At 71.5% G+C, this 20,875-nt stretch carries 18 protein-coding genes; 8 read left to right on the forward strand and 10 right to left on the reverse strand.

Features of this window, described 5'->3' with window-relative positions:
• Positions 1-24: 24 nt before the first annotated feature.
• The 4 genes from ACIOEW_RS30055 to ACIOEW_RS30070 are packed head-to-tail and all read right to left on the reverse strand — an operon-like array spanning position 25 to position 4,315.
• Positions 25-594, reverse strand: a complete 570-nt coding sequence (locus ACIOEW_RS30055; RefSeq protein ID WP_401967488.1) for a GTP-binding protein — start codon at positions 592-594, stop codon at positions 25-27.
• Between the two features lie 6 nt (positions 595-600).
• Entirely contained in the window at positions 601-1,026 is a 426-nt protein-coding gene (locus ACIOEW_RS30060; protein ID WP_401967490.1) for a DUF742 domain-containing protein, read from the reverse strand.
• Positions 1,023-1,460 carry a roadblock/LC7 domain-containing protein gene (locus ACIOEW_RS30065; RefSeq protein WP_362552597.1) on the reverse strand — a complete coding sequence of 146 codons (438 nt, stop codon included), beginning with the start codon at positions 1,458-1,460 and terminating at the stop codon, positions 1,023-1,025. The genes ACIOEW_RS30060 and ACIOEW_RS30065 overlap by 4 nt, the downstream gene beginning before the upstream one ends.
• A complete protein-coding gene (locus tag ACIOEW_RS30070) occupies positions 1,457-4,315 on the reverse strand; it encodes a nitrate- and nitrite sensing domain-containing protein (protein WP_401967492.1) in 2,859 nt (952 codons plus the stop codon). The genes ACIOEW_RS30065 and ACIOEW_RS30070 overlap by 4 nt, the downstream gene beginning before the upstream one ends.
• Before the next feature lie 578 nt (positions 4,316-4,893).
• Between ACIOEW_RS30070 and ACIOEW_RS30075 the strand changes: the two genes are divergently transcribed.
• The 6 genes from ACIOEW_RS30075 to mnhG are packed head-to-tail and all read left to right on the forward strand — an operon-like array spanning position 4,894 to position 11,530.
• A complete protein-coding gene (locus ACIOEW_RS30075; RefSeq protein ID WP_401967494.1) occupies positions 4,894-7,812 on the forward strand; it encodes a Na+/H+ antiporter subunit A in 2,919 nt (972 codons plus the stop codon).
• Entirely contained in the window at positions 7,809-8,555 is a 747-nt protein-coding gene (locus ACIOEW_RS30080; RefSeq protein WP_401967497.1) for a Na(+)/H(+) antiporter subunit C, read from the forward strand. The genes ACIOEW_RS30075 and ACIOEW_RS30080 overlap by 4 nt, the downstream gene beginning before the upstream one ends.
• Positions 8,552-10,207: a Na+/H+ antiporter subunit D gene (locus ACIOEW_RS30085; protein WP_362552609.1), complete on the forward strand. Its 1,656-nt coding sequence runs from the start codon at positions 8,552-8,554 to the stop codon at positions 10,205-10,207. Before ACIOEW_RS30080 ends, ACIOEW_RS30085 begins: the two co-directional genes overlap by 4 nt.
• The gene (locus ACIOEW_RS30090) at positions 10,204-10,848 is read left to right on the forward strand and encodes a Na+/H+ antiporter subunit E (RefSeq protein ID WP_401967500.1); all 645 of its coding nucleotides are present in this window, start codon (positions 10,204-10,206) and stop codon (positions 10,846-10,848) included. The genes ACIOEW_RS30085 and ACIOEW_RS30090 overlap by 4 nt, the downstream gene beginning before the upstream one ends.
• Positions 10,845-11,180, forward strand: coding sequence for a monovalent cation/H+ antiporter complex subunit F (locus ACIOEW_RS30095; protein WP_401967502.1), 336 nt, complete (start codon positions 10,845-10,847; stop codon positions 11,178-11,180). Before ACIOEW_RS30090 ends, ACIOEW_RS30095 begins: the two co-directional genes overlap by 4 nt.
• Positions 11,177-11,530, forward strand: coding sequence for a monovalent cation/H(+) antiporter subunit G (gene mnhG, locus ACIOEW_RS30100; protein ID WP_362552618.1), 354 nt, complete (start codon positions 11,177-11,179; stop codon positions 11,528-11,530). Before ACIOEW_RS30095 ends, mnhG begins: the two co-directional genes overlap by 4 nt.
• A 59-nt stretch (positions 11,531-11,589) precedes the next feature.
• Here the strand turns inward: mnhG and ACIOEW_RS30105 are convergent, their stop codons facing one another.
• The 3 genes from ACIOEW_RS30105 to ACIOEW_RS30115 form a co-directional block, all read right to left on the reverse strand.
• Positions 11,590-12,090 carry a DUF6069 family protein gene (locus ACIOEW_RS30105; protein ID WP_401967505.1) on the reverse strand — a complete coding sequence of 167 codons (501 nt, stop codon included), beginning with the start codon at positions 12,088-12,090 and terminating at the stop codon, positions 11,590-11,592.
• A 96-nt stretch (positions 12,091-12,186) separates the two neighbouring features.
• Positions 12,187-14,211, reverse strand: coding sequence for a hypothetical protein (locus ACIOEW_RS30110; RefSeq protein ID WP_401967507.1), 2,025 nt, complete (start codon positions 14,209-14,211; stop codon positions 12,187-12,189).
• A 120-nt stretch (positions 14,212-14,331) separates the two neighbouring features.
• Positions 14,332-14,928 (reverse strand): MarR family winged helix-turn-helix transcriptional regulator, encoded by a 597-nt coding sequence (locus ACIOEW_RS30115; RefSeq protein ID WP_401967510.1) that lies wholly within the window; start codon positions 14,926-14,928, stop codon positions 14,332-14,334.
• On the opposite strand from ACIOEW_RS30115, the gene ACIOEW_RS30120 reads away from it, so the two are divergent.
• A complete protein-coding gene (locus tag ACIOEW_RS30120; protein WP_401967513.1) occupies positions 14,927-16,240 on the forward strand; it encodes a multidrug effflux MFS transporter in 1,314 nt (437 codons plus the stop codon). The two genes, ACIOEW_RS30115 and ACIOEW_RS30120, sit on opposite strands and share 2 nt — an antisense overlap.
• 105 nt (positions 16,241-16,345) lie before the next feature.
• Positions 16,346-17,443, forward strand: a complete 1,098-nt coding sequence (locus ACIOEW_RS30125; RefSeq protein ID WP_401967767.1) for a P1 family peptidase — start codon at positions 16,346-16,348, stop codon at positions 17,441-17,443.
• Positions 17,444-17,466: 23 nt separating this feature from the next.
• Here ACIOEW_RS30125 and ACIOEW_RS30130 read toward each other — a convergent pair whose 3' ends face one another.
• The 3 genes from ACIOEW_RS30130 to ACIOEW_RS30140 form a co-directional block, all read right to left on the reverse strand.
• Positions 17,467-18,120, reverse strand: coding sequence for a hypothetical protein (locus ACIOEW_RS30130; protein WP_401967516.1), 654 nt, complete (start codon positions 18,118-18,120; stop codon positions 17,467-17,469).
• Positions 18,121-18,187: 67 nt separating this feature from the next.
• Positions 18,188-19,471: a family 16 glycosylhydrolase gene (locus ACIOEW_RS30135; RefSeq protein WP_401967518.1), complete on the reverse strand. Its 1,284-nt coding sequence runs from the start codon at positions 19,469-19,471 to the stop codon at positions 18,188-18,190.
• 199 nt (positions 19,472-19,670) lie between these two features.
• Entirely contained in the window at positions 19,671-20,813 is a 1,143-nt protein-coding gene (locus tag ACIOEW_RS30140; RefSeq protein ID WP_362552640.1) for an ROK family transcriptional regulator, read from the reverse strand.
• Between the last annotated feature and the right edge of the window lie 62 nt (positions 20,814-20,875).

Raw genomic sequence — 20,875 nt, forward strand, 5'->3', positions numbered from 1 at the left:
TATGAAGTGTCGGGGGAGGAGGAGTCAGCCGGCCGCGACGGGCAGGCTCATCAGGTGGTCCACGAGGGCCAGCAGCACATCACGCCCGAAGGGCCGCTCGCGTACGTCGCCGAGCAGCAGGGGGACATGCGGATCGAGGTCGAGAGCAGCCCTGATCTCGTCCAGGGTCCGGGTGTTGTGGCCGTGGAAGCAGTTGATCGCCACCACGAACGGGATGTCCCGGCTCTCGAAGAAGTCGATCGAGGCGAAGCTGGTCTCCAGCCGCCGGGTGTCGGCGATCACGACGCCGCCGAGGGCCCCGTTGACCAGGTCGTTCCACATGAACCAGAAGCGCTCCTGGCCCGGTGTGCCGAACAGGTAGACCACGAGCTCCTGACTGACCGTGATCCGGCCGAAGTCCAGGGCCACGGTGGTCGTGTCCTTCTCGCCGACACCGGCCAGATCGTCGATGCCGATGCTCGCCTTGGTCAGGAACTCCTCGGTGCGCAGGGGCGCGACCTCGCTGACGGCTCCCACCAGGGTGGTCTTGCCGACGCCGAAGCCGCCGGCGATCAGGATCTTTACGGCGGCGGGGGCCGCCTGACTGATGGTCATCTTGGCTCAGAGTCTCCCGAGTCCGTCGCGAAGGGTGGCCAGCATTCCCATGTCGGCGCCGCCGGCCGCCCGGGCCACCGAAAGGGGCGCACGGGCGAGCAGCAGGCCCTGGGCGACCAGGTCGGCCAGCAGGATCTTGGTCACGGTGACCGGGAGGTTGAGGTCCGCGGAGACCTCGGCGACCGCGGCGGGGCGCCGGCAGCGGTCCAGGATCATCCGGTGCTCCGGCTGGAGCCTGCCCGGATGGACCGCCGCGCCGTGGCCGTCCCGCGGGTCGTCCGTGGTGGTCAGCACGGTGATGAGGGTGAAGTCGTCCCGGTCGGGTGCGGTCCGGCCACGGGTGATGGTGTACGGGCGCACCATGGTGCCCGCCCCGTCCTCCCCGTCCGCCCAGCCCGGTTCGGTCTCCTCGTCCTCCCAGTGCGGGGTCACGCGCGCGGCCCGTCCCCGCCGCCGAAGGCGTTGAAGTCGCTCCGCACGGGGGTGGTGAGCTTCTGGCCGACCTGCTGGACGAGGTTGTGCATGGCGAGCGACATGATCTCGGCATCCACCTCCTGGGATGCGACGACGGCCAGGTGTGTGCCCTGGGCGGCCGAGATGATGAAGAGCCACAGATCCGACAGCTCGACGATCACCTGGTGCACGCCGCCGCCGTTGAAGAGCTGGCCCACGCCGCGGGCCAGGCTCTGCTGGCCGGTGCAGATGGCGGCCAGCCGCTCGGCGTCGGACCGCTCGACGGTCCGCGAGTGGCTCACCACCAGGCCGTCGTCGGAGAGCAGCACGGCGTTCAGGGTCTCGGCCACCGAGTCCACCAGACCGTCGAGCAGCCAGTCGAGGTCCTGGTGAGTGGCGGTTGTGCGTGTCATGGCCGTTCTTCTCTCGTGGGGAGGGGTGCGGGAGGGGCGGGCTGCGTCGGCGGCTCGTCGGTCGCGCGGGCGGCGCGGGACCGGCGCTGGAAGGCTCCGATGGCGGCACCGGCGCGGCGCGGGGCCTGCCGGGGCATCGGGTTCACGGACCCGCTCGGCGGCTGAGGTGCGGCAGGCCCGGAGGCCGGGTCGATCCGCAGTTCGTCCGCGAGGCTGGCCTGTCGTACCCGGCGCGGCAACGGGGGCTCCGCGGCGGGTGCTGCCGGCAGGGCGGGCCGCCCCGGCCCGCTCTCCCGGCCGGTCGTTCCCGCCGCCGGGGGTGCCGGATGGTCGGGTTCGGCCACCGGCAGCTGTCCGGGGTGCCCGGCGGCCGGTTCCGGCTGCCGGGGTCCGGGGAACGGGAAGCCGGTCCGGTCGGGGACGCCCGCGTACGGTCCCTCGTACGGCTGGTGCGGAGTCATGTACGGCTCCTCGGGCGTCTGGTAGGGCTGGTGCGGCACCGGGTACTGGCCCTCGGCCTTCATGTACGGCTGCTCGGCACCGGCGTACGGGGCGGAGCCGCCGTACGGGGTGTCGTTCCCGCTGCCGTACCCGTTCCGGTCCGTGCCGCCGCCGTACGGGGACGTGGGCGCGGTGTGGCCGTACGTGTTCCCCGGCGTGCTGTCGGCGTAGGGGGTGTACGGAGTCACCAGGTCACCGAACGGGTCGTCGGCGGGGGCGGGCTGCGGCTGCTCCTCCCGGTCGGGGAAGGGCTCTTCCGCCACCGTGTAGGGCGCACCGGTGGTCTCCAACGGTGCACTCGCGGCGTGCAGTGCCGTGACCCCGGCGAGAGCCTGACCGCGGCCCCGGCTGGGCAGCGCGTCGGCGTCGCGGGTCGGGGCGGGTGCCGGGGCCGGTTCGGCGCCGATGTCCTCGGGGGCCGGCACCGCGACCGGACCGGAGTGCGGACCGGGAACGGTGAGCGCGTCGGGGACGAGCAGGACGACCCGGGTGCCGCCGAAGGCCGAGTGGCGGAACTCCACCCGCAGGCCGTGCTGGTCGGCGAGGCGCGCGATCACGTACAGACCCAGCCGGATGTCGTCGGCGTGCGCCAGCACGTCCATCCGGGGCGGCCTGCTCATCAGCTCGTTGGCCTCGGCGAGCTGCTCCTCCTCCATGCCGAGCCCGCGGTCCTCGACCTCGATGGCCAGGCCCCGGCTGACCCGGGCCGCCCTGACCTCGACGGGACTGGGCGGCTTGGAGAAGGTGAGGGCGTTCTCGATCAGCTCCGCCAGCACATGGGAGACCGGGCCGACAGCGCGCTCGGAGAGCCACGGGGCGCCGTCCAGATCCAGCACCACGCGCCGGTAGTCCTGTACTTCACCCTGGGCGGAGCGCATGACGTCCAGCAGCGGTACGGGCTTGCGCCAGCGCCGGTGCGGGGAGCCGCCCGCGAGGATCACGAGGTTCTCCTCGTAGCGCCGGAGGCGGGCGGTGAGGTGGTCGAGGTCGAAGAGGCCGTCCAGCACCTCGGGGTCCTCGTGCTTGCGCTCCAGCTCGTCCAGCTTCTTCAGCTGCTGGCCGATCAACTGCTGGGTGCGGCGCGCGATGCGCTGCAGCAGCCGCTCGAAGCCGCGGTGCTGGTCGGCCTGTTTGACGGCAGCCTGGAGAGCACTGGTGCGTGCCAGGTCGAGCGCGTCACCGAGCTGGGTCAGCTCGTCCGCCTTGCCGCCGGCCTTGCGGTCGTGTCCGATGGCGCGGGCCTCGGTCTCGACATCGATGCGTTCGCCCTTGCCGAGCCGCTCGACGACATCGGGCAGCGACTTCTCCAGCTCCTCGGCCCGCTCCTGCAGCCCGCCGATCCGGCGGCGCAGATTGCGGGTGAGGCGCCAGGTGATCCAGATGACCGCCACAACGGCGAGGAGGCCGACGACCGTGGTGAGAACGACCCTGGTCAGCAGGGAGATGACACTGTCCTTGCCGTTCGCGACGACCAGTTCGGTGCGGTGCTCCATGAGCTTCACCAGTTGGGGCGTGACCTCGTCCATCGCGCCGCGCCAGGTCTTCTCCTCGACGCCGAGGCGGACGAAGCCGGAGCTGTCCGGGGCGGTGGGCCGCAGCACCTCGGTCTCCACCTGGGTCTTGGTCTTCCAGGCCGAACTGGCCGAGATCTCCTCCCACATGGCCTTCTCGTCCGCCGGAAGGTACGGGACGACCTTGGTGGCGTACTGGAAGGACTGGCCGGAAACAGCCTGCCGGACCTGCTGGAGGTCTTCCGTGCTCAGCTTGCCCTTGGACCAGCCACGCGCCAGCAGTGCGTCCGAGCGCGAGATCATCTCCTTGGCCCAGAACAGGTCGACCAGGGGCTGCGAGAGCGTGGTGATCTGGCCGTTGTCCACGTGGCTGAGCGCGGTGAAGAGCTTCAGGTCGACGGCGATCAGGTCCGTGTAGTAGCGGTACACGGCCTTCTGCTGGTCGTTGTCGCCCTCGTCCACGAGGGACCGCTGGGCCGGGAGTTGGGTGATCGCCGTACGGGCCTGGACGACTGCCTCCCGGACCTCGCCGGGGGCGTCGTCGGTGGCGATGTCGGAGAGGGACTGGAAGCTGGTGATCGCTTCGTCGGTCAGCTTGCGCTGCTTGCGCAGCGCGTCGGTGGCACCTCCATGGGCGGCCAGAGCCTCGGCGCTCAGCCGCCGCTCCTCCTGCAGGTTGTAGTAGACGATGTTGGACGGCTGGCCGGCCTTCTGGGCCAATTGACCCTGGGCTGCCTGCCTCTGGAAGTCGAGCAGAGTCTGACCACTGGTGACGGCCCAGAGGGCGGCCAGTGCGACACCGGGGACGATGGCCAGTACGAGCAGGGCCGTCCGCAGCGACATTGTGGTCGAGTCGCTCCGCCTTGACGCGCGCGTGCGCAGGGCATGCTCCTTGACGTGGTGCCAGCCTCGCGACTGGCCAAATCCGTTGGAAACTTCGACAGATAGATATTAGTCACACTGCAAAAATAGAAAGGAAGTGGGCTCACATGTGCAACACCGATCACCCACAGAAACACCATCAACGCGCGGAGCCGTCCGGGAAGTGACGTCGAGAAGTCGGCTCCGAGGAGCGGGGGCGTCGGTTCGGGACGCCGTCGAAGCCGGTACGGAGCGATGGTGACGGGGCGTCACCGGTGGCCCTCACGCGCGCGGCCGTCCGTGTGCGTCACGGCCGGGGGCGCCGGCCGCAACTGATCCCAGTGCGCCGGAGTGGGCGCGGCGCGCCGTACGGGTGAAGCGGGGTCAGGGATATATCTGTACTTAGTGCCCATTGTCTGTTCTGTGACTCCTCGCACCGCACGACCCGGTGCCGTGACCCGTCGTGCTTCGACAGCGCGCGCCGTGCCGGCCGGTGCGGCACGGGCTGTCGGGCTCCGGATCCCCTCCCGGGACGGGCGCGGGGCACTCCGCGGGGCCGTATGACCGCGCTCGTCATCTGTCACTTCGTCCTCGCCGCGTGCGCGCGCCCGCTGGTGCGGCGGCTGGGAGCACGCGCCTTCGTGGTCCTCGCGCTGCCCCCGGCCGCCACCACCTGCTGGGCTCTCGCCCAGTGGGACACGGCGGCCTCCGGCGCCTCGGTCACCTGGTCATGGACCTGGATCCCCGCGTACGACGTCTCCGTCGCCCTGCGCCTGGACGCCCTCGCCGAACTCATGGTGCTGCTCGCGGCGGGCGTCGGCACGCTCGTCCTGCTCTACTGCGCCTCCTACTTCACCGACGGCACCCCGCAACTGGCGGGATTCGCCGGGAACCTGCTCGCCTTCGCCGGGGCCATGCTCGCCCTCGTCCTCGCCGACGACCTGATCTTGCTCTATGTGTTCTGGGAGCTGACCACGGTCTTCTCCTACCTGCTGATCGGCTACGACAGCGAGCAACGGCACAGCCGCCGCTCCGCCCTCCAGGCGCTCACCGTCACCACTCTCGGCGGACTCGCCATGCTCGTCGGCTTCCTGATCATCGGACAGGCGGCGGGCACCTACCGCATCTCCGCGATCCTTGCCGACCCGCCCGGCGCCGGCCTCGCCGTCTCCGTGGCCGTGGTGCTGATCCTGTGCGGAGCCCTGTCGAAATCGGCGATCTGGCCGTTCAGCCTCTGGCTCCCGAACGCCATGGCGGCGCCCACCCCCGTCAGCGCCTACCTGCATGCCGCGGCCATGGTCAAGGCCGGCGTCTACCTGGTCGCCCGGCTCGCCCCGGGCTTCGCCGACGTACCCGTCTGGCGGCCCGTCGTGATGATCCTCGGCGCTGCGACGATGCTCCTCGGCGGCTGGCGGGCCCTGCGGCTCAACGATCTGAAACTCGTCCTCGCCTACGGCACCGTCAGCCAGCTCGGCTTCCTCACCCTGCTCGCCGGCGTCGGCAACCGCGACGCGGCGCTGGCCGCCGCCGTCATGATCCTCGGTCACGCCCTGTTCAAGGCGCCGCTGTTCCTCGTCACCGGCATCGTGGACCACGCGGCCGGCACCCGCGACCTGCGCAGACTCTCCGGTGTCGGACGGTCACTGCCGCATGTCTGCGCCGTCGCGGTGACCGCCGCCGCCTCCATGGCCGCGCTGCCCCCGCTGCTCGGCTTCGCCGCGAAGGAGGCCGCCTTCGACGCGCTGCAGCACGGCGACACCGCGGACCGCTGGGCGCTGGGCATCACGGTGGTGGGGTCGATGCTGACCGTCGCGTACACCGTCCGCTTCGTCTGGGGCGCCTTCTGGCGCAAGGCGGGTGTGGCCGACACCCCCGTCCACCGGGTCGGCTGGGCCTTCCTGGCCCCGCCCGCCCTGCTCGCGGCCTGCGGGCTGGTGCTGGGTCCGGGCGTCGGGTGGACCGACCGGCTGCTGAGCGCGTACGCGGACACCTTCCCCGCCTCCGCCCACCCCTACCACCTCGCCCTCTGGCACGGCTGGGGCACCGCCCTGCTGCTGTCGGCCGTCGCCACGGCGGGCGGTGCGGTGCTCTTCGCCGCGCGCGGGCCGGTCACCCGCCTCTCCCGGCGGATCGCCTGGCCGACCGCGGACAGCGTCTTCGGCCATCTGCTGCTGGGCCTCGAACGGTTCTCCCTCCAGGTCACCGGTTTCGTCCAGCGCGGCTCCCTGTCCGTCTACCTCGCCACCACCCTGCTCGTGATGCTCGCCGGTCAGCTCGCCGTGCTCGGCATCGACCGGCCCTGGCACGGCGCCGCGGCGCCACGCCTCTGGGACGTACCGCTGCAGGGCGCCGTCGCGGTGCTGACCTGTGCGGCGGCACTGTTCTGTCTGACCGTCAGGCGCCGTATGAAGGCCGTGGTGCTGGCCGGACTCACCGGATACGGGACCGCGCTGCTCTTCGTCGTCCAGGGTGCACCGGACCTGGCGCTCACTCAGTTCTGCGTGGAGACGGTGTCGATGATCGTGTTCGTGCTGGTACTGCGGCGGATGCCCGTGCACTTCCAGGAGTCGATGAGCACCTGGCGGCGGGCCGTCCGTATCCCGGTGGCGCTGGCCGCAGCAGCCACCCTGAGCGTGGTGGTGTGGGTCGCGGCGGCCGCCCGTACCGCGGAGCCGGCGGGCGCCGCCATGGTCGAGGAGACCGCGCACCACGGCCTCAAGGACGTGGTGGCCACGATCCTGGTGGACCTGCGGGCCTGGGACACGATGGGGGAGTCGGCCGTCCTGGCCGCCGCGGCGATCGGCGTGACCAGCCTGATCTATCTGCACCGCCGCGCCGAGGGAGCGGCGGTACCGCCGGAGGTGCAGGGACGCACCGCCTGGTCGGTCACCACCACCCCGCTGACGGGCCTGCCGCAGGGCGACGAAGGGGCGCCGGAGCGCAGCTGGCTGGCGGCCGGCTCCACGCTCGCGCCCGAGCACCGCTCCATCGTCTTCGAGGTGGTGGCCCGGCTGCTGTTCCACCCGATCCTGGTGCTCTCCGTGTATCTGCTGTTCTGCGCCGAGAACATGCCGGGCGGCGGTTTCGTCGCCGGGCTGGTCGCCGGGCTCGCGCTGATCACCCGCTACCTGGCGGGCGGCCGCTTCGAACTCGCCGAGGCCGCGCCCCTGCAGCCCGGTCTCTTCACCGGCCTCGGCCTGTTCCTGTCCACCGGAGTGGGGCTGCTCGGTCTCGCCGACGGCACGGTCCTGCACGCCTGGACCCACCACGGACACCTCCCGCTGATCGGCGACTACCACTTCGGCACGCCGGTGATCTTCGACTGCGGGGTCTATCTGCTGGTCCTGGGCGTGGTGCTGGACATCGTGCGGGCGCTCGGCGCCAAGATCGACCGGCAGATCGAGCGGGCGGCTGCCGAACAGGCGGCAGCCGGGCCGATGGCAGGGCCCGCTCCCGAGACGGGAGGCGCCACCCCGTGACCGTCAGCGCCTCGCTCCTCGCCACCGCCGCGGTCCTGTGCGCGGTCGGCGGCATCCTCATGCTCACCCGGCCCCTCACCCGGATCCTGCTGGGCGCGGTCATCGCGGGCAACGGCATCAACCTGCTCGTCCTGTCCGCCACCGGATCGGCCGGCCGCGAACCCCTGCTCTACGGCGTCGACCTGGGCCGCGTCACCGACCCGCTGCCCCAGGCCATCGCTCTCACCGCCATCGTCATCACGCTGGCCACCACCGCGTTCCTTCTCGCCATGGCCTACCGCAGCCACCAGCTGACCGGCACGGACGAGGTGCACGACGACGACGAGGACCGGCGCATCGTGCTGCGCGCCGAGGTACTGGGGGAGCGCGACGAACTGCGCGAGCAGTACCGGGCCGGGTCCGAGCGCACGGCCGAGGCCCGCCGCCGCTACCGCGAGGAGCGCCGCCGTCTGCGGGCCAGGCTGCGCGCCGACCGCGCCCTCCAGGCCCGCGGCCGGGACGCGAGCGGGGACCTGTGGCACGACGTCCTGGGCGCGGACCCGGAGGACTACGCGGCGGAGCGGCCCGCCGGAGGCCCCGAACACACCGAAGGTCCGGAACACAGCGAAGGCCCCGAAGACAGCGAAGGCCCTGAACACAGCGAAGGCCCCCAACACAGCGAAGGCCCCCAACACACCGAAGGTCCGGACGGGCCCGAGAACCCCGACGCCCCCGACGACGCGAACCGAGGAGACACCGGGTGAACGCACTCGTCCCGCTGCCGGTGCTGCTGCCGCTCTGCGCCACCGGCCTGAGCCTCGCCTTCGGCACCCGGCTCAAACAGTTCCAGCGCTTCATCAGCGTCGCCGTGCTCACCGCCGTACTGGGTCTCTCGGTCGCCCTGATGATCGGCGCCGACAGGAACGGCCCGCTCACCGTGCACCTCGGCGACTTCGCCCCGCCGCTCGGCATCACGCTGGTCGCCGACCGGCTCTCCGGACTGATGCTGACCGTCTCCTCGGCCGTCACCCTCTGCGTCCTCGTCTACTCCCTGGGCCAGGGCATGGCCGACCGGGACGAGGAGACACCGGTCGCGGTCTTCCATCCCGCCTACCTGATCCTGGTCGCCGGGGTCTCCTGCACCTTCCTCGCCGGTGACCTGGTCAACCTGTACGTCGGCTTCGAGATCATGCTGGTCGCGAGCTTCGTCCTGCTCACGCTCGGCGGCACCGGGCCCCGGATCCGGGCGGGCTCCACATACGTGATCATCTCCCTGTTCTCCTCGATGCTCTTCCTCACCGCCATCGCCATGACGTACGCGGCCACCGGCACCGCCAACTTCGCCCAGCTGGCCGGCCGCCTCGCCGAACTCCCGCTGGGCGTCCAGACCCTGATCCAGGCCATGCTGCTGACCGTCTTCGCGATCAAGGCCGCCGTCTTCCCCCTCGCCGCATGGCTCCCCGACTCCTACCCGACCGCGCCGGCCCCCGTCACCGCGGTCTTCGCCGGACTGCTCACCAAGGTCGGCGTCTACTGCATGCTGCGCACCGAGACCCTGCTCTTCCCCGGCAACCGGCTCGGCGACCTGCTGATGGCCGCGGCACTCGCCTCGATGGTCGTCGGCATCCTGGGCGCGGTCGCCCAGACCGACTTGAAGAGGCTGCTCTCCTTCACCCTCATCAGCCACATCGGTTACATGGTCTTCGGGATCGGCCTCGCCACCCGGGAGGCCTACGGCGGCGCGATCGTCTACGTCGTCCACCACATCACCGTCCAGACCACGCTGTTCCTGGTGGCCGGGCTGATCGAGCGGCGGGGCGGCACCACCGAGCTCACCCGGCTCGGCGGCATCGCCAAGGCCGCTCCGCTGCTGGCCGTCCTCTTCTTCGTACCCGCGATGAACCTGGCCGGCATTCCGCCGCTCTCCGGGTTCATCGGCAAGCTCGGACTCATGCGGGCCGGTGTCGCCGACGGCAGCGTCTGGGCGTGGATCCTCGTCATCGGGTCCACGGTGACCAGCCTGCTCACCCTGTACGTGATGGCCAAGGTCTGGAACCTCGCGTTCTGGCGGGCCGCGCCGCCCGGCCAGGCCGCGGACGGCACGGTCCTGGAGTCAGATGACGACAGTGGCGACGACGACAGCGACGAGGGCCCCGACCGGATGCCCGGCACCGGCGACGAAGGGGTACGCCCCCGCCACGAGCCGGCCGGCCGCGCCGTCGCGGCCACCCTCCACGGCCACGCCGTCAGGACCACGGCCAAGCTGCCGCATCTGATGACCTGGGCCACCGCGGCCACGGTCGCGCTCGGCCTCGCCTTCACCGTGTTCGCCGGACCGCTGACCTCGTACACCGACCGCTCGGCGGCCGAACTCATCGCGCGTGTCCCCTACATCGAGGCGGTGCTCGGCCGGTGAAACGCCTGATCACGTTCCCCTACCGGAACAAGAACCTGCCACCCTTCAGCGTTGAGTTCGGCGGCCGCCGGCCGCGTGTGCTCGATCTCCCGCTGATCGCCTGGCTCACCGTCATCTGGGTACTGCTCTGGTCCAGCCTGAACTGGGCCAACCTACTGACCGGTGCCGTGGTCGCGGTGGTTGTCTGCCTGGCCTTTCCCCTGCCACAGGTCGATCTGGGGCTGCGGCTGCACCCCTGGGGCATCCTGCGGCTGGCCGCCTATCTGCTCTACGACATGTACACCTCCGGTGTGAAGGTCACCCGGCAGATCTTCGTGAACCATCCGCACCGGGCCGCGGTCATCGCCGTACCGCTGCGCTGCCGCTCGGACCTGATGCTCGCCGCGACGGCCGTCGCGGTGTCGAACGTGCCGGGCGGATCGGTCGTCGAGGTGCGCCGCGCCACCGCCACCGTCTTCGTGCACGTCCTGGACGCGGACCGGCCCGCCGAACTGGTCGCGGCCCGGCGTTCCGTCTGGCGCATGGAGGAGCTGACCGTCCGGGCCTTCGGCACCCGCGACGAGATCGACCGCGTCGCCGGACCGCCCCCGTCGCCGCCGCGCACCGGCGGGCGGCCGGGAGACGAGGAGGAGGGCGCATGAGTGTGCCGGAGACCGTCGACCGGGTGCTGCTGACCGCGGCCGTCGTCCTGATCGTCGTCGCCGGAGCGGGTCTGCTCTTCCGGATCTGGCGCGGCCCCTCGATGCTGGACCGGGCGATCTCGCTGGATGTCTGCGCGGCGCTCATCATCGCCGGGCTCGGCGCCAAGTCCGCCTTCGCGCGGGACCCGTTCTACTTCCCGATCATGCTGGTGCTGGCCTTCCTCGGCTTCACCGGCTCGGTCGGCATCGCGCGCTTCATCGCGGTACGCGACCGGCCGCCGAGCCGCCCGCGCACCGACGGCGACCCGCGGACCGACAAGGAGGCACCATGAGCCTCTGGCTCCAGATCGTCGACACGGCGGGCGCGGTCCTGCTGCTGATCGGCGCGGCGGTCTGCCTGCTCGGCGTGATCGGCATGCTGAGGTTGCCCGACGTCCTGTCCCGCAGCCACGCCGCGACCAAGCCGCAGTCCCTCGGCATGCTGCTCGTGCTGGCCGGGGTCGCGCTGCGGCTGCGCAGCGGCATGGACCTCGCGACGCTGGCGCTGATCGGCTTCTTCCAGCTGATGACCGGCCCGGTGGCCGCGCATCTGGTCGCGCGCTCCGCGTACCGCACCGGCCAGATCGACCACGACGAGCTGCTCTTCGACGAACTGGACGAGCAGCTCACCGAGGAGAGCTGACCCCGAGGAGAGCTGACCCGAGGAGAGCTGACCCGAGGAGAGCTGGCCCCGAGCGCCCGTCAGTACTCCTGGCGCATCGCGCTGCGGCCGGCGGCGGACAGCAGGGAACCGATCGCGATGCCGATGACGAGATACAGCGCGGCCGAGCCGATCCTGGCTTCCAGCGCGGCGGAGGTGGTGAAGGGCAGCAGCACCATCACGGCGGTGGCGAGAGTGACGATCCAGACGAAGAAGGTCCCCGGCTGCGGCGTCGCCAGCATCAATACGTGCAGGAGGCCGGTGGCCACCAGGGCGGCGAGGGCCGCCCCCATGGCCAGCACCCCCGTCGATGCGTCGCCCATCGCCCCGTCACCCTCCGGAGCGAACACGGGAATGCCCAGGACGCCGCGGATCAGCAGCAGTCCGACGACGGCGGTAAGCGCGGCCACGACGGCGGTCATGGCACCGCCCGCCCACAGCCGCCCGGCGTCGACGCGGGGGGCCTGGGACCGGGGCCGGTGCTGGGGCGGTACGTATCCGGTCTGCTGCGACTGCCACTCGTAACCGTCCTGCGGGCCCATGACAGACCTCTCCCCTCGCTCGACCGAATCCCGATCGTCGAACGGCCGCCGGGGAACGGCGACCGGGCGCGGACCGTACGGGTGACGCCCCGCCGGCTACCCGTCCCTCTGCCGGCCTTCGGCTCCGGCCGTCAGGAGTGCCTCGACCGTGCCTTCCTGGAGCGGGTGCGGGGACTGGGCGCCGAGGCGTGCGTACAGGCGGTGCCAGGCGGCCTCGTCGTCCACCGGCAGGTGCTCGCGCACCAGCTCCGCCACCCTGCTCACCGCCTCGGCCACCGCCGCGGGCGCGTCCGCCCGGTGACGCGCGTCGCCGAGGTACCGCAGGACGCAGGGGCCCTCTCCGCCGACGCTGATCAGGTCGTCGGACGTGACCGGACCCTGCTCCAGCATCCGGTCCAGCTGGTCGACGGCTCCGTCGGGCGTGCTTCCGTAGCTGATGCCGGTCCGCAGGATCCCGCGGGCGACCACCGGATCGTCGCTCCGGCACACGGTGCCGTGGGGCATGCTGCGGGCTGCCGCCCTGGCATGCCGGGCCAGCACCTCCGGGGGCGTCGAGGGGCGGTTGACGACCTGGGGCCAGTGCTTGAAGGGCTCACGGACGTGCTCCGCCTCCAGGTATGGCCAGTCGGTCTCCCAGCTGTCGAAGAGCCCCATCAGCTGCGCCGTGTCCGTGGCGCCCGAACTCCGGCTCACCCGGCGCAGCCGGGCGGCCAGCTTCGGCGTGGTGAACTCCCGCTGGGCCCGCGCACGGAGTGCGGCGCCGGGATCGGGGGCCGTCAGCGCCTTGGCACACATACGGGCGACGGCGGGCGCGACCAGGCCGCTCGCCAGGAGCGCGGCCAGCCGGGCCGGCCCACCCGCGCGCAGGAGCGCCAGACAGCCCGTCAGGTGTTCCTGGGCCTTGAACTTCTTCTGGTGGAATCCGGCGAACGCCGCCTCGATCAGCTCCGGTTCACGCGCCTGGAGGCATTCGTGGTGGACGAGGGAGGAGATCTCCGACACCCGCGGGGCGAGATCCACCGCAGGGTCGGTGAGGGCCTTCCGACGCTGATCCGGAGTGACCCGGGCCCAGGTGTTCACCACCATCAGATGGATGTCCTGATCGCCCAGGGCCAGCAGGGGCACGGCGGTCCGCCCGTCCAGATCCACGCCGCCGGCCAGGACGAGCAGCGCGGCGCGGTCGCCGACGGCCATGAGATGACTCAGCACGGCCGGGGGAGTGCCGTGCCGCAGGGCGACCACGTACTGGGCGAGCCGCACACCCGTCTCGGCGGGAAGGGCGGGCATGACGAGCGCGAGGACGGCGCTGTCGGCCCGCCGCAGCACCTCACCGGCCGGCCACCACCATGTCGCGTCGAACAGTTCGTCCGCAGCTGTTCTCCGCACGCTGCTGCGCGAGTACATCCACTGGTCCTCCAGGTCGCGGGTGGGCAGCAGGACGGCGGGATCGGGCTCGGTGGACGCGGCCAGTCCGAGCAGCTGCGGCCAGGTGATGTCCGGCTGGTCAGAGGTGCTGCGGCACGTCAGCTCCACCGCCGTCAGAAGCCTGAGCCAGGCCTGCTGATCGGTGCCCAGCGCTCCGGTCAGCAAGGTCCGCAGTGCCCGCTCGAAGGCATGACGGACGCGGCTCGGCTGCCACCTCACCCGGACCGGCATCGACAGGCGGGCCGGCAGCACATCCAGGATGTCCGCGGCCGTGACGACGCCGCCCAGGTAGTACGGGGAGAGCCAGGTGGCGATGTCCGCGGCGCTCCTGCGGCCGGGCAGGCCTCGCGCCGCCCGGTCCGTCTCGGTCCGCAGCCGCTCCAGGACCTCCGCACGGCCGGGCACGGGTGCAGGGCGGGGGCCGCGCGGGTCGCCCTCGGGGAACCCGCAGTCCGCCCACGCGCCCGTCAGCCAGTCAGGGCACCCCGTCGCCGGCGGCCAGAAGGTGCTGTGTGTGGCGCCGAGGAACCGGACGACCTCCGGATCGCGGGGCACCGGCGGCAGGGCCCCGCTCCCGTCCGCCGCCAGCCGCCACAGCAGGTCGATCGCGGCGACGGCGGCGCGCTCGGCCGGACTGAAGGGGGCCCAGTGAGCGCCTCGGCTCCGATCGGTGCGCCCCGCTTCGGAGGCCGGCACCCGCGCCGCGCCGTCAGTTTCTGTGTCTGCCTCTGCTGCCCCTGTGGTCATCACGGGAGGAGTTCAGCACACGGCTCAGACAACGACGCGCGGGATGGCCGCCGTTGGCGCCGCATTCGGTCAAGGGGACTGGCTGCCTCGGATGTTGGAGAGACCGAGGCCCAGTATCCGGCCGTGCCGGTGGGTCAGTCCGTCCTCCATCACCTCGACGAGGAGCGCGAGGGCGTCCACCACCTTCGCCCGGTCCTCGCCGAGACCGGCCAGCAGTTCCGCCTCGGTGGTGAGCTGGCGCGGGAAGATCTGGTCGATGGCCTGCTTGCCCGACTCCGTGATCGTCACGAGTGCGGCCCGCCGGTCGGCGGGGTTCGGCGTGCGTTCGATGTGGCCGCGCTTCTCCAGCTTGGCCAGCGTCTTGCTGACCCCGGCGCGCGACATCCCCATGTTGTCGGCCAGCCGGCGGGCGATGGACGGCTCGGTCGCGTGGCGCAGGGGAATGAGCAGGTCGGCCTCGGGGGCGGTGAGCGGAGCGCCCTCGTAGACCGGTTCAAGAGCGCGGTCGAAGAGTGCGGACACCTGCTTGACGAGGGCCACGACCTCCATGGCGGAGGCGTCGAGTCCAGGATTGTGACGGACCCAGTCGTCGCGGACACCATCGGGATGGGGCTGCACCAGCACTCCTTTGTTAACCAGTGAACCATCGGTTATCTTTGTCTCCATGCTAACTCCTCCCCCCGCCTCCGACGAGGCGGTGTCCCAGGCTGTCCGGACCCCGTCCGGCCCGCAGTCGTCCGCCCCGGCCGCGTCCCCCATGCGGGTCGGCGCCCTGATCGCGGTCCTGGGCGCGCTCACCGCCGTGGCCCCGCTGGCCACCGACATGTACGTGCCCGGATTCCCCTCGATGGGGGCCACGCTGCACGCGAGCAGCTCGGCCGTGCAGCTCACGCTGACGGCGTTCCTGGTCGGCATGGTGGTGGGCCAGCTGCTGATCGGCCCGCTGAGCGACGGCTGGGGCCGTCGCAAGCTCCTGCTCGCCGGGTCGGCGGGCTTCGTCCTCTTCTCCCTGCTGTGCGCCGTCGCACCGAACGTGGAGCTGCTCACCGCCGCCCGCTTCCTCCAGGGCTTCGCTGGCGCGGCCGGCATGGTGCTCGCCCGCGCGGTGATCACCGACTGCTTCCGCGGAGCGGACGTACCCCGCTACTTCGCGCTGCTCTCGCAGATCCTCGGCATCGCGCCGATCGCCGCGCCCGTGGTCGGCGGCGCGGTCCTTTCGCTGTCGACCTGGCGCGCCGTCTTCGTCGTCCTCGCCGTCCTCGGCGCACTGCTGATGTTCGCCGTACTGAAGAACGTCCCCGAGACGCTGCCGCCCGAACGCCGGCACAGCGGAGGTCTCAGCGGCACCTTCCGCACCATGGGCACCCTGCTCAAGCACCGTGCCTTCATGGGGTACGTACTCGTGCTCAGCTTCACCTCGGCGGCCCTGTTCGCCTACATCAGCGGTTCCAGCTTCGTCTTCCAGAACGTGCACGGCGTATCGCCCACCGCCTATTCGCTGATCTTCGCGTCGAACGCCGTGGGCATGCTGATCGCCGGAGTCACCTTCGCACGGCTCTCCGCGCGGGTCCGGCTGAACACGCTCCTGGTCGCCGGGCTCGGCGTCTCCGGACTCGGAGCTGTGGCCCTGCTCGTCCTTCCGCTCGCGACGGGCGAGAACCTGGCCGTCAGCTGGATCTGCCTCTTCGTCGCCATCTCCGGCATCGCGATCATCTTCCCCTCGACCATGAGCATCGGCCAGAGCCTGGGCCGCAGCGCACCGGGCGCGGCCTCGGCGCTCATCGGCGGACTTCAGTTCCTGTTCGGCGCCGTGGCCTCACCACTCGTCGGCCTCTTCGGAGAGGACAGCGCGACTCCCATGGCCGCCATCATTCTCATCGCCCTCGCCCTGGCGGGCGTCTGCCTGGTTCTGCTCGCCCGGCCGTGGATGAGCCACGGTGAGGTCACCCACGAGCCGGTCGGGCGCGGGAAGGCCTGACGGGCTGCGCACCCGGTCCGCCCTGTTCCTCCCCGCGGGTGTTCCCGTAGCTTCCTCCCGCACGGTGACGACGGCGCGCGGGAGGAAGCAGTGGACGACAACCGGATGAGGGCACGTGAGCTGGGCGTCCCCCTGACCGGCGATCCGGGGCGGTGGAACGCGATCACGGACGTTCCCGGCGTCGAGGTGGGCTATGTGACCCTCTGCGAGGGTGACGACGTACGTACCGGAGTCACCGCTCTCCTCCCGCGCGGCAGGGACGGCGTGGGCATTCCCTGCTCGGCCGGCTGGCACTCGTTCAACGGCAACGGCGAGATGACCGGCACCGCCTGGATCGAGGAGAGCGGTTCGCTCGCCGTTCCGGTGGTCATCACCAACACGTACGCGGTCGGCCCCGTGCACCGCGGCGTCGTCGAGTGGGTGCGCGCCAACCGCCGTGACATGGCGCCCGAATGGCTGCTGCCGGTGGTCACCGAGACCTGGGACGGCCACCTCAACGACATCCACGGCGCGGCCGTGGAGCCCCGCCACGCGGAGGACGCCATCGAGGCGGCGTCCTCCGGTCCGGTCGAGGAGGGGTGCGTGGGCGGCGGTACGGGCATGCGCTGCTACGGCTTCAAGGGCGGCTCGGGCACCGCTTCGCGGATGGTGGAGTACGGCGAGGACCGCTACACCGTCGGCGCCTTCGTGCAGGCCAACTTCGGCGCGCGGCGCGAACTGGTGGTGGCCGGCGTCCCGGTGGGCAGCGAACTGCCCGTCGGGCCCGAGCCGGCGTCCGACGGCGAGCGCCAGGTGCCGCCCGGGGCGGGCTCGGTGATCGTGGTGGTGGCCACGGACGCGCCCCTGCTGCCGGGCCAGTGCAAGGCGCTGGCCCGGCGGGCTACCCTCGGCCTCGCCCGTACCGGCACCACCGGGAGCCACTTCTCAGGCGACATCTTCCTTGCCTTCTCCACGGCCAACGAGGGTGCCCTGACCAGTACGTTCCCCGAGGACGACGGCAGTGCTACGTACGAGTCGATGCGCTTCGTGCCGTGGGGCCGGATGGACCCCTTCTACGGCGCGGTCGTCGAGTCGGTGGAGGAGGCGGTCCTCAACGTCCTCACCGGCGCGCACTCGATGACCGGCAGGGCCGGCCACCACGTCCCGGCGCTGCCGCTCGACCGGGTGTCCGAACTGCTCGCCGCACGGGGCGTGGTGGCGTAGGACGCGCCCCGGGCGGACGCGGCCTACCGGGCGGCAGGCTTCGGCGCCGGGCGTTCCAGCGGCGTCCGGCGGATACCGGTGATGACCCAGGTTCCGCCCTGCTTGGCCAGGTTCACCGTCCGGTGCTCGGTGTACGGAGTCCCCACCGCGAGGCCGCCCTTCTTGAGGTACGCGGGGTCTCCCGCGGTGAACTCGAAGACGGTGTCCATCTCGGCCTTGGCGGTCCTGCGGTCCCGGTAGACGGTCGACCGGTACCAGGCGACCTTCTCCTGGCGCGTGGCGAGAGCGTTGTCCCGGAAGAGCGTGGTCACCTTCGTGCCGTAGCCCTGCGCTTCGAGGGCCTTTCTGAACTCGGCGCCGTAGAAGGCGAACTCGCTCTTCACGCTCTCGGTGACCGATGCGCTGCTGCGGTCGTCGACCGTGCCCGAGTGGAGCACGACGGTCCTGCGGATCGCGGTGACGTCGGGATCGTCGTCCGCCAGGGTCCCGATGGTCTCGCCGTCGGTGCCGATGAGCGTCCACAGGGAGCGGTTCTCCGGGCCGGTGGGCGGTCCGCCCTGCCGCGCGGCGGGGGAGGGGGCCGGGTCCGGGCCGGTGGTCCCGGAATCGCAGCCGCTGAAGAGCAGCACGGCAAGCGTCGGCAGGACGAGGCGGGTGGCGAGGCGGCGTGCGCGCATGGGCGGGGCTCCTGGGTGGGTGGCGCGCCCCGGTGGCCGGGGCGCGCCGTGGTGGGTCAGCGGTGGCTCACGACGCCGGTTCCGGCGTCCACTGGCTCGTCCAGTAGCCGGCCGGCACGTCGCCCTGTTCGACATATCCGGTCAGGCCCTCGGTGTGCGCGTAGCCGCCGGACGCGCGGTTCTTCAGGCGGAGATAGCCCGCCTCGGACTCCTCCGTCCAGTCTGCTCCGGGTGCGTCGGCGGCCGCTGTTCCGTAGTGGACGTAGCCGTCCGACGCGGAGGTCAGGTAGTCACCGGTCCACCGGTTGCGGAAGCGGGTGTAGCCGGCCGGTGTGGTCTCCGGCGCCCACTGGGAGCTCCAGGCGGTGGCGGGCGGGGTGCCGTACTCGGCCTTCCCGGTCTTGTTCTCGATGTGCAGGTACTGCGAGGTCTGGCGGTTCTTCAGCCGCTCGTACCCGCTGCCGCCGTACCCGCCGTCCTTCTTCCACACGCGCAGATAGTCCACGCTCCAGGACTTGGGCCAGACGTCGTTGTGCTGTCCGGAGCCGGCGTCCGTGTAGATGCCCATGATCATGCCCATCGGCATGTTGGGGGCGTCGTTGATGGTCTTGTACAGCTGGTTGTCGTAGTAGAAGTTGAGCTGGGTGGGCGTCCAGTCCATCCCGTACACGTGGTATTCCTCGGTGGGCTCGCCACTGGGCACCGGGTCCTCGTGGGACACCCAGGAGCCGAGGAAGTTGGGGTCGCCCCAGCCGTACGCGGCGATCCGCCAGGTGTCCGGCTTGCTGAAGAACGTCTCGATCATGTCGATCTCGGCGTTGGCCGACGCACTGCTCGTGTCCTTCGTGCCGACCAGCCACAGGGCCTGGTGGCCCCCGCCGCCGACGTCGGAGAGCTTGGCGCGGGTCTCGACGTAGCCGTACTGCGTGGAGTAGCCGTTGAAGTCGGGCTCGTGGTGGTCGTTGGGCATCGCGTAGTTGAACCGGTGCCACCAGTCCTTGTCGTACGTCTGGATGCTGGAGATCTTCACCGTGCCGTCGTAGGCGGGGTTCCAGGCCGGGGTGTCCTGGTCGACGTGCTCGGTGAGCACGCCGTCCGCGACGGTGTAGCGGGCCTTGGCCTTCTCGCGGTCGGACGTCCAGTGGGGGAGGTAGTACGGCAGCCACTTGCCGGTGTCCAGGGAGCTGCCGCTGAACTCCTCCTGGAAGTCCAGGGTGTACCCCGGCTTGTCCGTCGGGTTGGCGGGGAAGTCGGCGGCCGACGCGGCCGGGGCAGCGGCCAGTGTGCCCAGTGCGCCGAGGGCGGCGGCCAGCACTCCCAGGAGAGGGGTGCGCAGACGGCGGTGTCTCAACTTGACTCCTTCGCGGCAGAGTTCAGGAGGCCCCGGCTGCCGCTTTGACGGCAGGGCGACGCAGCCGACACGGCCGACGCAGGTGACACGGTCGACGCAGGTGACACGGTCGACGCAGTCGCCGCAACCGGGCTTCCGAAAGAAAGTTTCCTGCGTAATGTGCCGTCAGGTCTGCCCGCTGTCAACAGCCGCGTAGGCGTCAGTTCGCCGCCTGCTCCGCCGCGAACAGCCGTCCGCGCACCAGGTCCCGGGCGGCTTCCACGCCGCCCACGGCCACGGCGCCCGCGCTGAGCGCGCTGAGGGTCAGGGGCGGAACCTCGTAGCAGATGTCGGTGAGTTGCTCCCGCACCGCCTCCAGGACGGCCGGGCCCGCCCCGGCCAGTGCGCCGCCGAGCACGATCAGCTGCGGGTCGACGGCGAGCACCATCGCGCCGATGCCGTCCGCCACCGCGCGGGCGTAGCTGTTGACGGTGGCCCGGGCGGCCGGGTCGCCGTGCCGGGCGCGGGTGAACACCAGATGGCCGGCCTCTCCGGCGTCGGGCAGGGCGGCACCGGAACCGCCGCCGAGCTTGGCGGGGGTGTCCGCCCAGCCCAGGCTCGGGTGTCTGCCGATCTCGCCCGCCGCCCCCGTGCGCCCGGTGAACGGCTTGCCGTTGACCAGGATCCCCACGCCGAGCCGGTTGTCCAGGTGGACGTACAGCACGTCGGAGGTGCCGCGGGCGGCGCCGGTCCGGTGCTCGGCCAGGACGGCCAGGTTGGTGTCCTTCATCGCCACGACCGGGCAGCGCAGCAGCTCGTGGAGCTGGTCGGCGAGGTGTACGCCAGACCACTGGGGGATGGCCACGCTCAGTCGCACTGACCCGCGCGCGTCCACGATGCCCGGCGTCCCGACGCCCGCCCCCCACAGGGGTGAGCCGCCCGCGGGAAGGTGCTCGCGCACCAGGTCCGCGGCCTCCCGCAGGCGTTCGTCGGGATCGAGCGCGGTGGGGGTCGGGCGGCCGGCCTCGGCCAGCAGGGTCCCGCCGAGATCGGTGATGCGTACGGAGATGCCGTCGGAGTCGATGTGGATGCCGGCGAGGCGTCCGGCGTCGAAGTCGAAGGCGTAGCGCTGTGCGGGCCGGCCGCCGGTGCGCGTCGCGTCCTGGCCGTCGAGGGTGAGCCGGCCGTCCGCCACGAGGGCGGTGACGATGCCGCGCACGGTGGGGCGGGAGAGCGCGGTGACCTGCGCTATGGCGTTGGTCGTCAGCGGCGGTCCGTCGTACAGCAGTTGCAGGATCCGGCTGGTGTTGAGATGGCGCAGGGCGCTCTGATCGCCGCCCGGCAGGACGTCCGAGTTCTTCATGTCCCCCACTTGCTGCGTACTTTCCATGTCACGGAACGACAATCTGCCCTTTACCTCTTGAC

The sequence above is a fragment of the Streptomyces sp. NPDC087901 genome (assembly GCF_044742205.1).
Classification (GTDB): Bacteria; Actinomycetota; Actinomycetes; order Streptomycetales; family Streptomycetaceae; genus Streptomyces.